Below are 13,652 nucleotides of genomic sequence, written 5' to 3' on the forward strand. Positions count from 1 at the left end.
TAGGTTTGAGTAAAAGCTTGAAGTTAAATTTAGTAGATTATTATTTGGTCAATTATCAAAAAAAGAGAGTTTTTAAACCCCCGTTTTTTTAATTAAGTCGCATTTTTTATAAATTCAAGATACAGGTTCATTGGTTTTTGATAAGAAATAGCTGAATGAAATCTCTTGAAATTATATTTATAAATGTAGTTTTTGACACCTTCTTTTAGCTCCTTAATTGATTGATAATCACTGATATAAATATTGCCATATTTGAGGGTTCTAAAGAATCTCTCCATCACGATATTATCTATTGACCTTCCTCTTCCATTCATGGATATTTGAATATCATGTTGTTTGAGGACTTGAGTATGCTCATAGCTTGTATACTGGCTTCCTTGATCTGTGTTGAATATCTTTGGCTTTGGATATTTGGCAAGCGCTTCTTTGAGTACATCTGTCGCCAGTGTTGCATCTATAGAATTGGATATCTTATAAGACAGGATTGCTTTTGTGTGCCAGTCTATAACTGCAGCAAGATACATAAAGCCACCATTTGTTCTGATATAGGTAATATCTCCGCTCCAGACTTCGTTTGGAGTTGGAACATATATTTGTTTAGTTTTACCGGTTCTTGTCCAATACTCTTTGAGCAGATACTCATATATTTTATGTTCTGGGTTACCGATGCTTGTTAATCTCTTTTTAGTTTGATATATTGCTTGTATACCCATAAACTGCATGTATTTAAGTTACTCTATCTTTTCCTATGCTGTAACCATCTTCAAGCAGTTGCTGATGGATAAATCTATAGCCGTACTCTGAGTTGTCTGTAGCTATCTCGTCTATGGTATGCATTATTTTTAGATTTACTTTGCTTATTGGTACAGGTTTATAGTAGTGAGTGGCACGACTAATACCTAGTAATTTACATTGTATTGTTTTAGTGAGTTCAAGCCCGTTCTCTATGAGAGTTTTTCTCTCCTTATATGAGACCGAGCTCTCTAGCTTTTTTGTGAGCCATTCCTTTTCAACAACGGATTTACCAAGCTGTTTTTGAAGCTCTTCTATCTCTTCATCTTTAGTCTTTATCTAATTCTTAAACTCTTCTACCGCTTTTGCTGGTTCAAATGCAAGTGAAGCATTTTTAAGAAACTGCTTTTTCCACTTGCTAATTGATTGAGCAGTGATTTTATACTTAGTGGTTATTTGAGCAATAGTCTCTTCTTCCTTTAGTAACTCTAGCACTATTTTAGTTTTCTGTTCAGCTATATAAGTTTGGCCTTTTTTACGACTCATATTCTTCTCCATTAATTCTGTAATATTTTAACGATATTAGAAATTAACTTTGCTGAATCTCTGTCTTAAATATTCAGGCCATTATATATCAAGTTTAACCATATTCTAGGATATTTTACGGTATCCTTTTTTAAGAATTGTTTTATTTAATAAAACAAAAAGAATCTAAAATGAAACAAGTAAAAAGGAATATATATATGCCACATAAAAATCACTCTGAAACAGATAGCTATACATATAATGACTCACAAGTAAAAATTATTACTATATTCACAGAAGATGGAAAATCGACTGCACTTGTTGAAGATGAAAATGGTGAACTATTTGAAGTAGCAAAAGACTCTCTAAGACAAAGTATTTAACAAACTACCCCCTCTCATTTCAACACATTTTAACTATAAAACTTAAAAGTCGCAATATTGCAACTTTTAAAGATATCCTTCTATCTAAATATGTTATACTTTATTACATTAATATAAGTGAAGATAATAATGAAATCAACAAAGTATCTAGCAATAGACAAAAGTATCATTACAGAAGGTATTAGTTTAGAGTTTAATATTTTCATGCTCTCTTCAGATAAAGAGATGAACTGCTTTAAAGAAAATGGCATTTGTTTTACTCATGATGATAAAGTTATTGTTGACTCTGCAGATGTTGTATATGTTGAAGAAGATCAACATAATGAGTATGAAATATTTTATGAAAACTTTTCAGAAGAACTAAAGGATATCAAACTAGACCACAAACCTGCGGTAACATACAAACATGCTTCTAATGTACTCAACAAACTTTTTGCAAATCCTGAAGCTTTAGGTAATTACGAATCTTCTAAAGAAATTGTTAATGAGATGATAGATACTATTTTAGATGATGATTTTACTATTAAATCTCTAATGGATATTGCTACACATGATTACTATACTCACACTCACTCTATCAATGTATCTATTTATGCACTAAGTTTAGGTGCATATATGAAAATGCAACCAGAAACACTCTCCGAACTTGGAGAAGCAGCTCTCTTACATGACTTAGGCAAGAGTAAAGTAGACTCTGCCATAATCACAAAAGATGGAGCATTAACAGATAGAGAGTTTCATGAAGTAAAAAAGCATTCTGATATAGGTTATAAATTGGGATTAACATTAGGTATCAATAATAAAAACATATTAGATGGTATAAGATATCATCATGAGAAAATGGATGGAACAGGTTACCCATCTAGACTTAAGGACCATGACATACCTCTTTTTGCTCGTATCATAGCTGTTTGTGATATTTTTGACGCACTAACTAGTAGAAGAACTTATAAAGGTGCAATGAGTACATTTGAGGCTATAAAACTTATGAAACTAGAAATGAACAATCATGTTGATGTTAAACTACTCAATAAAATGATTATGATGTTTAGATAGCAACTAAATTCTATAAGCTAATATTTTTTCAAAGCCTTTAAAGTTTTATTTTCAAATAATATATATATGATAGAATTCGCCTCATGAATCAAAAACTATACATGGTGTCTCTAGGTCCTGGAGATGTCGAATTATTAACACTCAAAGCTTTAAATGCTTTTAAAAATTGTGACGCTATTTGTGTACCAACTAAAAGTAAAAATAATAGTTTTACAAAATCTATTAGTTTTACAATTGTTTCCAAAGCATTAGAAATATTAAATGTTGAAAAAAAAATTATTCCTATATATTCTCCTATGCAATTTATGCAAGAAGATTGGGATAATCAAGCAAAAACTATTTTAGATGCAAGTAAAAAATATCCCAATATTTGTTTTGTAACACTAGGAGATGCAGGAGTTTATTCTAGCATCTACTATCTACTTCACCGTATTAAAAATATAAGTGAAGAACTTTATGAAAATAGTGAAGTAATAGCAGGTGTTACATCTTTTAGCGCTGCATCTGCAAGAAGTAAAAAAGCACTTTGTTTAGGTGATGAACAACTCTTAATAAGACCAATAAATCCACGTGATGATGTTAAAACTACTGAAATTTTAATGCGTCCTAAAATAGGAATGGATACAAAAGAGTTAGGAGAAGGTGATTTTTACACTTTTGAGAACATGTATCTTGATGATGAAAAAATCACACCATCAAAGATATCAAAAGTTAGAAAATATATGACTCTGTTTATTAACTTCGCAAAGAGAGACTAACTCTCTTTACGCCAACCATCTTTTTTACTACCGCTTAAATCATACTTATTTAGATATCCACGAGGAGTTAAAACTCTTCCATCTTTAGTAAGTTTTGTAGTAGAGTTTCCGATTAAAAGCGTAGTAGACATATTTACATCTTCATTCTCTACTCCTGCATCTATTAACTCTTTAGCAGTAGTAATTATAATCACTTGATTTTCTCTTCCTAAGTCTCTAGCTATTACTATTACTCTTGAAGGCTCAACCACAGATAACTTCTCTAACATACCAATATACGGGCCCAGTCTACTTCTACTTTTTGGGTTGTAAATAGCAATAACAAAATCACATTCAAGAGATAGTTTGATTCTTTTTTGTATCAAGTTAGGATCAGTCAATCTATCTGATAAAGAGATAAGACAAAAGTCTTGAGAAAGTGGCGCTCCAACCTCAGATGCTAAGGCTAAAACAGACGATATACCAGGAAGTGAAGAGTAGTCGATATCATCCCAATAATCCTTAACATCAATAAGTTCAACTACTAAAGAACCCATTGCATAAACATTTGCATCTCCATTTGAAAGAAGTGCAACTGTGCGACCTTTTTTAGCCTCTTCTATAGCATAGTCAACTCTCTCTATCTCTTTAGTCATAGGAGTTGTAAAAACTTCCTTTTCACTCATTAGAGTAGGTAAATCTTTTGCATACTTAGTATATGCAACTATTAGGTCTGCTTCTTGGATTGCTTTAATTGCTTCATTTGTTAGGTATCTACTTCCACCTGCCCCAGTTGATACTAATGTTAATTTTCCCATATATTTTATCCTTTAAAATGAGGCTGCGATTGTAACGCCACCATAAATTCTTTTACTTAAAAAAAGTACTTTATTATTACTTGCTAGTAGTGAAGCTGGTTCAGCTACACCTTTTATGTTAAAAAACTTTGTTGCTTGTGATGGAGAGAAGTCTTGCTCTAGAGCATTTATCTCATCTTCATTAAAAAACTTCAACTCTTTTGCAACTTCTTTTGCAAACTCCAAAAGTCCTACTTCATCAGCCTTTGCTTCAAAACTTGCTAAGTGAGTTACATTCTCCAAAGATATAGCATGCTCAAAACAAAATCTAGTAACGGCTAAGCTTATCTCTTTAGACGAAGTTCCTCTATTCATACCAAGGCCTAGAACTATCTCTTTAGGATGTAGCTGAAGAGAGTTATATGCTAGTTTCTGAGGAGTTATATAGACAGTTGGAATCTGAGTATCAAAACTCTCTAAATCATCAGGAGAGTGAAATATAATACTATCTTCATTATAACCCTCAAACTCTTTTATATTTTGTATATCTGATGGATAAGCCACGACTTGAACTGCTTGTTTGTTGATAATTCTATTTGCAACTTGAGCAAGCGATTTTAGATTGCTTATATCATAGTTCATTTTTTTAGCGAACATATCAAAAGCTAATAATTTTATCTGATCAGATGCAGTAGTAACAAAGTTTACACACTCATCAAGTGACTCGCTAATCTCAATACTTAACTCATTAGCTCCACCTAAATGACCTGAAACCAGAGGAATAATTCTTTTTAAATCCAGTGTCATGATTAGAACTGCTGGGTCTGTTGCCTTGTCCTTTAAAAAAGGTGCAATTTTTCTCACAACTGCACCAGTAGCCATGATAAAAATGATAGCGTCAAACTCTGCCCATGCTGTTGGCATGATATCGTCAACCTTATCAAAGATTACGAAGTTATCATTTTCTTGCGTCTTATTAAAAACTGTACAATCATGATTTTTAAGAACTGGTAAAAGTTTTTTTGCAGACTCTAAACTTGGATTATTTATAGTAGCTATAGCTATTTTCATTCATACACCTTTATAAAGCTTTAGAGTCCTTAAGACCCTCTTTTTTATACTCTTTAGCATAAAGATGTGACTCTTCTTTTGCTTCTTGATTTAGGTAATCTCCAAACAAGATTAGAGCTACACCCTTGATATGAGATACTTGTTCTTGTATCGTATCGATGCTTCCTTTGTATATTTTCTCTTCACTCCAAGAAGCTTTTTCTACAACCCAACATGGTGTCTCTTTTGAGTAACCAAGTTCATAAGCCGCTGATTTTAGTTTTTGGATTAGTTTGATTGAAAGATAAAAAGCGAAAGAGCTATTTTTATTTGAAAGAAGTTGTTTTATACTTTCAGGATTTGGAGTTTTTCCCTCAACACGACTAATAATCAAAGTTTGAGAAACTCCAGGAATAGTATATTCTATACCTACAGATGCAGCGGCTGCAAAAGCTGCTGTAACTCCAGGAATAACCTTATAAGCGATGCCTTTCTCATTTAAAAACTCTATCTGCTTTGCAGTAGTTGAGTAGATAGATGGGTCACCAGTATGGAGTCTTACAAAGCTTTTCTCATGATGAAGTTCTAAAAAAGCAAATATCTCTTCATAATCCATATCCGCAGAGTTCTCTATTAAAGTTCCCTCTTTACACCAAGTAAGAAGTTCTTTTGGAACTAAAGAACCAGTATATAAAACTACCTCTGCTTCTTGCATGGCTTTTTGTCCTTTTACAGTTATAAGGTCTGGGTCACCCGGCCCTGCTCCTACAAATTTAATCATTTTTATCCTTGTCTAGTTTTTCTTTTTTAACAATTATTTGGTGCATTACTCTCTCAGGTTCTGGCATAAGCAGACTCATCTTATAAGTTGTTAGAGATACACTCTTTACATCAAACTTTATATTTGCATTTTTAAGAGTTGTTATAGCAGTTGTTAGGTGTTCTAGAGTTACAAAGTTTGCTACCATCAAACCACCATCAGCTAGTCTGCTATAAAGATAGTCTAACTCACTTATAACTTTAACTCCACCGCCACCAACAAATATTCTCTCAGGTGTACTTTTCTCATTTTTATATAATTCACTTGCCTCACCAATACAAAGTTTTGTATTTAAAATCTTATGAGTTGATAGTGAGTTTTTTATCATCTGTGCACGTTTCTCATTTTTCTCAAAAAGAATAGATTTAATCTTATATCTTTTATATCCATCTATACTCATAGAAGCACTACCTGCTCCAACATCCCATAGAAGTTGATTTGGTTTTAGTTCTAAGTTTTGCAGTGAGATATGACGTTTATAGCTCTTTGTTATCATCCCATTTTCATGTTCAATACTATCATCACTTGAAATATTTGGAAGTGTTTTAAAGTTACGTTTTATAAGAATCGAGAATGGCATCTTAGGTGGATTTTTTAACATCTCATCAAGTGTAGGATTTGAGAACTTCTCGTTTTCATAACCAAACTGCTCTCCAAGTGTAATGCTAAAGTCATCTTCACTTAGATATCTCGTGGCATCTTTTATAAGTGCTGGAGTATTTTCATCACAAATGATAAAAGTATAATCCTTTACTAAAAAGTTTTCTAAGTCTATTTGGGACTTTCCATGAAGAGTTACGATTCCTGTTTTAACAAGAGAGACTCCATCATGAGAAAGCATATAGTTTAGTGATGAAGTATTATCTATAATTTTAAAAGCTATATTTTCTTTTTTTAATACATTTAAAATCAAAATTGCACCTGAGTAAAAAGTTGGTGAACCACTTACAATGTATAAAATCTCTTTATCAAGGTTGACTAAGATGGCATCTTTAACATCTTTAAAACTTCCCTTTACTACATTGTCCAAATCAGTTTTAAAATTTTGATCACAAAAAATCATCTCATATTTTGTAAAATCTAGGTTAATATTATTAAAGTTGTATTCGCCCATTCCCGAGCCTGCTATTGTTACCATCTTAACTCCTTATTGTTCACATCATCACCATTTAGTGTAATTATCTCTATCTCGTTTATCTCTATATCTAACTCTATAAACCATTTTTTAAAACTCTGAGCGGCTTTATAACCCAAGAAAGTTGTAAATAGTTTTGTTTCTTTTTCTGGAAGTTTTTGTAAAACTGCTTTTAAAGTTAGGTATTCATCACTAGTTAAGTCAATTTTTAACTCTTTAATAAGCCATAATTTAACCTCATCAAAGTCTATACCACCAAAGCGGTTATGAGTATTTTTACACTCTTGTGCAATTTTACACATCTTTGCAACACTTGCTACAAAGACCATCTTTTTAAACTTTCTGCCTTTGAGACGCAGTGAAGCATCGTAGATAAAGTTTCCAATCTCAACAACTATATTTTTATCATAATTTTTATTTGAATAATCATGAGCACTGTTTCCAAGCGTAAGAATAACTTCTTTAGATGCAGAGGCTTCAATTACTGATATCTCTGCATCTATACTATCTAGATAAGCATCCGCAGATATAGGCTTTACTATTCCTCTTGTTCCAAGTATAGATATTCCACCGATTACACCAACTTTTTCATTTGCTGTATCTTTGGCAATACGCATCCCATCATCTACACTAATCACTAGATGCAAGACTCTTGTCTCATCTTTATCTACAAGACTTGAAGCGATATCTTTCATCATTTCTAGAGGAACTGGATTTATCGCTGGATACTCAGGAGAGATTTTTAGTCCAGCCTTTGTAACTATCCCTACTCCATTTCCACCATATATAAGAAGCTTTGTCTCTCCAAGTTCTATCTGTGATGGTTTTTGAGCCTTTAGGTCAACAGGAGTACTTAAAAAAAGCTCTGCATGTATGCAACACCCTTTTGTAACATCCAAGTCATCATTGTCTACTTTTATAGTGCTAAAGTGCCACTTACTCTCTCTTGTTACATCTATCTTAACGCTTGCATCTACCTTTGGCAGAGATACATCTAAAGATAAAATCTTTTCAGACTTATAAAACTCTACTAAGACTGCTCCAAGAACTGCTGTTGCATGAGTTCCAGTCGTGTAACCACTGCGCAGTTCTTTACTCATCTTAGTTTAGTTGTACACTTTCATAGGTATAAAAGCTTCTGCATCTAAGTTATCAACTAACATCTTTCCAGTTGAGAGTAATTCAAAGATATTTTTCCATTCATCTTTCGTATATTGATGAGTATTTTTAAGCCAAAGACCGTTGTTCTTAGCTACTCCATTTGCTTGTGTATTTGTTGTAACTTGCGTAACTGCTCTAAATCTACAAGCTCCATTACAAGAAGTACGAGTTACTTTTATACGGTTTGCACCCTTATTGAGTCCCATATCTTTTAGCATATCTCTAAGTTCGATTGATTTATCGCCTTTTTGAGCCTTATGGCATCTCTCATCATCACAAACTAAAAGAAGAGATTGGTAGTGCATAATAGGACGAGATGCGTCAAAGTCAACAGGTTTACAAGCAAAGCCTTCTACAACTTCATTTCCCATATCATTTAGTTTTATCTCTTTATTTGCCATTATACTTACCAAACTCCGTGTCATAATCTTTTATAAGTCTATATGCCGCGTGAAGAGATGCTACTACCATTGTAGAAGCTCCATAACGACCTTCAACTATTATGCCCTCAACACCAAAGTGATTCATAAACTCTTTTCCATACTCTTTTGACTCAACAACATTTACGAAACCAACTGGAAACAGAAGTAAAATAACATTATCAAGATTTACATTCTTCTTTATAAGTGCATTGATAGCTGCGTATATAAAAGTTGGTGCATTACCACAAGCTAAAACCATAGGCTCATCTTTAAATTTCTCTATTGCCAACTCAACTGCCGCGTAAGAGCGAGTAGTCTTATTTTGCTTTGCCATCTCAAATACTTCTGGCTCGTTTACATAACAGATAACTTCATTCTCATACTTATCAAGATAAAATTTACTTAGTCCTGAGCGAATCATATTTGTATCGACTATGAGTTTTGCTTTTTTCTCTAGTAACTCTTTTAGTTTAACCATCGCATTATCTGAGAAGTATATATTGTCAATAATCTCTTTAAAACATGTCGTAGTATGAATTAGTCTCTCAACCAAAGCTTTCTCATTCTTATCAAATCTATCGAAGCCTTCGTACTCAACTGCTTCAGCTTGAATCATTTCAAAAGATTTCAGACTTATTTGATCGCCTATATTTAAAGGTGGTTCTTGTATTTTAAAATTCATTATTTTTTATCCGTTCTTTGTATTAGTTGCAAGTCAAAGCCTGCTGTTTTATATGGTATATTTATCATAGTTTCTTCTTCTTTGTCATCTATCTTATACACTATATTCATAGTCTCATTTTTTGTTACATGTTTTGCAGAGATTACTGTTATATATTCACTTTTGTAAATGGCTCTATCGCCCTTTTTTATTTTCTGCTCATCATCATAAAATCCGCACATTATCTAGTTTCCTCTCCACATTGTATGTAAGTATGTTGCTGTAATATTAGCATATTTATATCCTCCGTCTTTCATCGTTTTTTTTGATGATTTGTATAGTCCTATATCACCCTTTGGAGCGGATGTTATATATGAGTAGTGAAAGGCGTGACCTTTTGTAGTCTCCTCACTCTCAAAGTCTAAACCATAGTAGTAACCAAGTCTCTCTCTTTTGTTACCTAACTTAAACTCTATATCTAAGATGCCACTCATCTCTTTTTCATCTATACTTTTACCAAGATATATAAGTCCTGCACACTCTGCGTATATACTCTTATCTTTTTTAGCATGATTAATAAGTGAGTTTTTAAACCTCTTAGAGTCTTTTACTCTTGCATAACTCTCATCAGTCTCAACATATCCACCAGCAATTATGACCATGTCTGCATCTAATGGTATCTCTTCATCTTTTGTTGAATCAACAAAGACTACTTCTTTATAAACTTCTTTTAAATACTCGATATTATCATGGTAGATAAAAGAGAAGTTTTTGTCTTTTACAAGAGCACACTTCTCATCTTTTTTAACTATAGTTTTGAATGGATAAAGCTCATTTTTATTTATTTTTATATCCATGATATTTTCAAGAAGATTCATATCTATATATTTGAGCACATCTACTGCAATAGTATCAAGCTCTTTTGTTTCTAACTCTTCTAAATCAAGTCCTAAATGTCTAGAGCTTATTGCAGGTAGGTTTTTCTCTATCCAACCAGCAAGCACTATATCCTCACACTCTAACTCTATATGTTTTTTTACAAGTTCATAGTGCATCTTTGAAGATACTTTATTTAAAACAACTGCTCTGATAGTGTTGTCACCTCTAAACTCTTTCATACCTTTTAAGATAGCGGCAATTGTTATATAACTTCCGCTTGCATCTAAGATAAGAAGAGTGGGGATATTGAGTATTTTTGCTGTGTCATATGCACTAGCACCCTTATCCATTCCATCATAAAAACCCATCACACCCTCACAGATGCTAAGGTCCTTATCTGCATACTTTGAAAATATCCAATTTTGCTGAGTTTCATTCATCATAAAACCATCAAGATTTACCGATGGATAAGATGCAACTTTTTCATGAAACTGAGGGTCTATAAAATCAGGTCCTATTTTAAAGGGTCTTACTCTATTTTTATAGTAGTTTAACAGTGCCATTGTAAGTAAAGTTTTACCTTGGTTTGACGCTATTGCTGATACGACTAATGCTTTTTTCAACTTATCTCTCTATAATTATTAAAAAATTTGGATTTACTATGAAACGATATAGACATTATAACAAAGGTACCGCAATAATTCTTTCATGTTTTGGGTCAGTTATTGAACAAGACAAATACTTTAAGTTTGAAGAATACATAAAAAATCATTTTAAAGGGATTCCTGTATTTACCGCATTCTCTTCAAAGATGGTTATCAAAGAGTTAGCCAAAGAGGGAAAGGTTTATAAAAACCTTCCTCAGGTTATGGCTGATGTTGATATGGAAGGTTATAAGCACTATATAGTTGTATCAGTAAATATCTTTCCAACTGATGAGCATGAAGTTCTTGTTCGTATGGTTAAGGGCTTTAAAAAATTCTCTCTTGCAAACATACGTTACACAAATCCTCTTTTACATAGAACTAAAGAGACATCTCTTTATCTTAAAAATTTAGATGCAAAGATTCGTGGGAAGAAAAAAGATATCATAAACTTATATGTAATTCATGGTGTTCCTGTTTTAAATCTTGGTGGTCTAGAGTCAGTTTCTTATGCTTCAAACTTCTTAAAAATGATAAACAAAAACAATATCACTTGTTCTTTAGAGGGAGAATTTCCATTTTATGCAGTCAAAGATGCTATTAAACAAGAAATATTAAAACGTATAAAAAAGAACCCAGATGCTAAGGTTCAAGTTGTTCCTATGCTATTAGTTAGTGGTAATCACTACTTTAAAGATATGATAGAAATTTCTCAAGAGATTGGAGAGTACTGTGACTCTAGTATCGTTAAACCTTTAGATGATACAGCGAAGTTTAATCTGCTTGGACAAGATGAAGTAATAGAGATTTTTAGAGATAATATTGAGGTAGAGATTAAAAAACTAGGGCTTTAAAAGCCCTTTAGTTTTATGCTTTGTTATAAAGTCTTTTTTCTATTAAGTTTGATTTGCTTAAAGTATCTTTTATAGATTTAGCAAATGCTAAAACTGCTAAATCTACAAGTGGCTCTATTGTTATTACTAACATATAAGCTCCACCAAAACTAAGAACAGATGCTAAATTCTCTGCACCAAAACCTTGACCATAAAATGCCCAAAAAGAAACCCATGCAACTATTCCAGCTTGATAAGTCATAGAAAGTTTTAAAACTTGAGAATACTTTAGTTGTGTATATGTTGTATCTTGAGGTATCACTTTTTTAGCTAAGTAAGATATTGCAATTAGTGGCATTATTATTGAAGTTACATTCATTCCAAACTGAGGAAGATCAAAAGGAGCGAAGAATAAACCTTGCGTTAATAAACCAAGAGCTAAACCAATAGCAGCTGGAGCAGCACCAAAAAGTAAAAACAGTGTTGAACCCATAATTAAATGAACTTCAGAAACACCTACTGGATAGTGAGGAAGAACTTGGAAAAAAGTAAATACTAAAAGTGTTGAAGCAATTACTTTGATTAAAAAAGAGATAAGATTATTCTCTTTTATATTATCGTATGAAAGTTTTGCAGAAGCTAATAATGCTCCTGAAGCAGTTGCGTATGAAAGTCCTATCTTTGCAGCGTCTACAATTTCTGGTTCTATATGCATGTGATATCCTTAATAGTTTATATATTTGAATTATAGCAAAGTTAGCTGAGAATGTTTAAGGGAATATAGTATTATTTAGAAAGAGTTTTGTTGATTATTTTATGATTTTTTGAGGTTTTTAAATAAAGAAGTCTTCAAGTGGTGGAGAAGACCACTTATATATATAGCTCTACAACTCTTTAAAATAAGCACTTTAAGGAGTTAGCTTCAAAAAAAGGTAACACATAGGTAACACTATGTAAGTTTTAGATACATCCATTCATGTTTATCCGTCATATATCTAAATTCCATAGACTCATAAAATGCAACTAATTTTTTATTTTCTTTGCCACCATCAGGACGTAATATTAAATATCTAACTCCAGCAAGTCTTGCTATCTCTTCAGCTATTTGTATCGCGTAATAAAGAAGTGAGGTAGATACCTTTTCTTCTAAGTGTTCATATATTTTATTTCTATGTTCATAATCCACAAAAAGATAATCAACAATTACAGAAGGAAATGATTTATCCTCAAGCTCTAGCTTTCCAACAGACAAAGCAACTAAACCTAATGTTCCTGTAATACTTTTTGTTGAATCAGTAACTTTTGTAATAAGTGTGTTTCCTAAAGAAGCGTCAGATAACGTTTGCATTAAAATAGCTTTTTCTCTTTGTCCTCTAGTAGGATGATAAGAAAAAGAATCAGCAATCATTTGTTTTGATTTCTGACAACTAGAAGATGAAAGTTGCTTAAATGTGGATTTTAACAATCACTAAACTCTTTGAATATTAAGTTTAATACCCATAACTCTTTTTAAAAATTCTTTAGGAACATCAGCATTTTCAACTCTTTGTGCGTCACTACCTCTAAGCTTAGGTACTTTTACTAATTTTACTTGTTTTTGTTTTTCATCATAAGAATATACCATTTTAATGTTCCTCCATTTAATTAAATAAATTACAAAATTTTGTAACTTCGTAATTGTACCATTTTAGTGGCATATTTACCACTTTTTGTAATATACGACTTAATTAAAAATATGGGGGTTTGAAAACCCTTGCAAACTTCTGTATATTGGTAAGAAACCAAGGTATTTCTATAATGGATTATAAAAAAGCTCT

The 13,652-nt window shown here is 32.2% G+C and carries 16 protein-coding genes and 1 pseudogene; 4 read left to right on the top strand and 13 right to left on the bottom strand.

Features of this window, described 5'->3' with window-relative positions; genetic code table 11:
* Positions 1-92: 92 nt before the first annotated feature.
* Positions 93-1,290: pseudogene (locus QZZ48_RS15820) on the bottom strand (IS3 family transposase).
* A 185-nt stretch (positions 1,291-1,475) separates the two neighbouring features.
* Here QZZ48_RS15820 and QZZ48_RS09845 point away from each other — a divergent pair.
* The 3 genes from QZZ48_RS09845 (at position 1,476) to QZZ48_RS09855 (ending at position 3,454) form a co-directional block, all read left to right on the top strand.
* The gene (locus QZZ48_RS09845) at positions 1,476-1,640 is read left to right on the top strand and encodes a hypothetical protein (RefSeq protein ID WP_294965051.1); all 165 of its coding nucleotides are present in this window, start codon (positions 1,476-1,478) and stop codon (positions 1,638-1,640) included.
* 129 nt (positions 1,641-1,769) lie between these two features.
* Positions 1,770-2,696: an HD-GYP domain-containing protein gene (locus tag QZZ48_RS09850; protein ID WP_294965053.1), complete on the top strand. Its 927-nt coding sequence runs from the start codon at positions 1,770-1,772 to the stop codon at positions 2,694-2,696.
* Between the two features lie 83 nt (positions 2,697-2,779).
* Positions 2,780-3,454 carry a precorrin-2 C(20)-methyltransferase gene (locus tag QZZ48_RS09855; protein WP_294965056.1) on the top strand — a complete coding sequence of 225 codons (675 nt, stop codon included), beginning with the start codon at positions 2,780-2,782 and terminating at the stop codon, positions 3,452-3,454.
* On the opposite strand, the gene QZZ48_RS09860 is transcribed toward QZZ48_RS09855, so the two are convergent.
* Genes QZZ48_RS09860 through QZZ48_RS09900 form a run of 9 tightly spaced genes read right to left on the bottom strand, consistent with a single transcriptional unit; the run spans position 3,451 to position 10,981 of the window.
* A complete protein-coding gene (locus QZZ48_RS09860) occupies positions 3,451-4,251 on the bottom strand; it encodes a precorrin-3B C(17)-methyltransferase (RefSeq protein WP_294965058.1) in 801 nt (266 codons plus the stop codon). The two genes, QZZ48_RS09855 and QZZ48_RS09860, sit on opposite strands and share 4 nt — an antisense overlap.
* A 12-nt stretch (positions 4,252-4,263) precedes the next feature.
* Positions 4,264-5,301 carry a cobalamin biosynthesis protein gene (locus tag QZZ48_RS09865; protein WP_294965061.1) on the bottom strand — a complete coding sequence of 346 codons (1,038 nt, stop codon included), beginning with the start codon at positions 5,299-5,301 and terminating at the stop codon, positions 4,264-4,266.
* A 10-nt stretch (positions 5,302-5,311) separates the two neighbouring features.
* The gene (locus QZZ48_RS09870; RefSeq protein WP_294965064.1) at positions 5,312-6,061 is read right to left on the bottom strand and encodes a cobalt-precorrin-4/precorrin-4 C(11)-methyltransferase; all 750 of its coding nucleotides are present in this window, start codon (positions 6,059-6,061) and stop codon (positions 5,312-5,314) included.
* Positions 6,054-7,238, bottom strand: coding sequence for an SAM-dependent methyltransferase (locus QZZ48_RS09875; protein ID WP_294965067.1), 1,185 nt, complete (start codon positions 7,236-7,238; stop codon positions 6,054-6,056). The genes QZZ48_RS09870 and QZZ48_RS09875 overlap by 8 nt, the downstream gene beginning before the upstream one ends.
* Positions 7,232-8,335: a cobalt-precorrin-5B (C(1))-methyltransferase CbiD gene (cbiD, locus tag QZZ48_RS09880; RefSeq protein ID WP_294965070.1), complete on the bottom strand. Its 1,104-nt coding sequence runs from the start codon at positions 8,333-8,335 to the stop codon at positions 7,232-7,234. Before cbiD ends, QZZ48_RS09875 begins: the two co-directional genes overlap by 7 nt.
* A gap of 6 nt (positions 8,336-8,341) precedes the next feature.
* The gene (locus QZZ48_RS09885) at positions 8,342-8,797 is read right to left on the bottom strand and encodes a (2Fe-2S) ferredoxin domain-containing protein (protein WP_294965073.1); all 456 of its coding nucleotides are present in this window, start codon (positions 8,795-8,797) and stop codon (positions 8,342-8,344) included.
* Positions 8,787-9,500: a precorrin-8X methylmutase gene (locus tag QZZ48_RS09890; protein ID WP_294965076.1), complete on the bottom strand. Its 714-nt coding sequence runs from the start codon at positions 9,498-9,500 to the stop codon at positions 8,787-8,789. Before QZZ48_RS09890 ends, QZZ48_RS09885 begins: the two co-directional genes overlap by 11 nt.
* A complete protein-coding gene (locus QZZ48_RS09895) occupies positions 9,500-9,721 on the bottom strand; it encodes a hypothetical protein (protein ID WP_294965079.1) in 222 nt (73 codons plus the stop codon). The genes QZZ48_RS09890 and QZZ48_RS09895 overlap by 1 nt, the downstream gene beginning before the upstream one ends.
* Before the next feature lie 3 nt (positions 9,722-9,724).
* A complete protein-coding gene (locus QZZ48_RS09900) occupies positions 9,725-10,981 on the bottom strand; it encodes a cobyrinate a,c-diamide synthase (RefSeq protein WP_294965082.1) in 1,257 nt (418 codons plus the stop codon).
* A 38-nt stretch (positions 10,982-11,019) separates the two neighbouring features.
* Between QZZ48_RS09900 and QZZ48_RS09905 the strand changes: the two genes are divergently transcribed.
* Positions 11,020-11,856, top strand: coding sequence for a sirohydrochlorin cobaltochelatase (locus QZZ48_RS09905; protein ID WP_294965084.1), 837 nt, complete (start codon positions 11,020-11,022; stop codon positions 11,854-11,856).
* 13 nt (positions 11,857-11,869) lie between these two features.
* Here the strand turns inward: QZZ48_RS09905 and QZZ48_RS09910 are convergent, their stop codons facing one another.
* From QZZ48_RS09910 to QZZ48_RS09920, 3 genes are all read right to left on the bottom strand, one after another.
* The gene (locus QZZ48_RS09910) at positions 11,870-12,550 is read right to left on the bottom strand and encodes an energy-coupling factor ABC transporter permease (RefSeq protein WP_294965087.1); all 681 of its coding nucleotides are present in this window, start codon (positions 12,548-12,550) and stop codon (positions 11,870-11,872) included.
* Between the two features lie 234 nt (positions 12,551-12,784).
* Positions 12,785-13,300 carry a hypothetical protein gene (locus tag QZZ48_RS09915; protein ID WP_294965090.1) on the bottom strand — a complete coding sequence of 172 codons (516 nt, stop codon included), beginning with the start codon at positions 13,298-13,300 and terminating at the stop codon, positions 12,785-12,787.
* A gap of 3 nt (positions 13,301-13,303) precedes the next feature.
* The gene (locus QZZ48_RS09920) at positions 13,304-13,459 is read right to left on the bottom strand and encodes a hypothetical protein (protein WP_294965092.1); all 156 of its coding nucleotides are present in this window, start codon (positions 13,457-13,459) and stop codon (positions 13,304-13,306) included.
* Positions 13,460-13,652 lie beyond the last annotated feature (193 nt).

Source organism: Sulfurimonas sp. (assembly GCF_016744025.1).
In the GTDB taxonomy this organism is placed as follows: domain Bacteria; phylum Campylobacterota; class Campylobacteria; order Campylobacterales; family Sulfurimonadaceae; genus Sulfurimonas.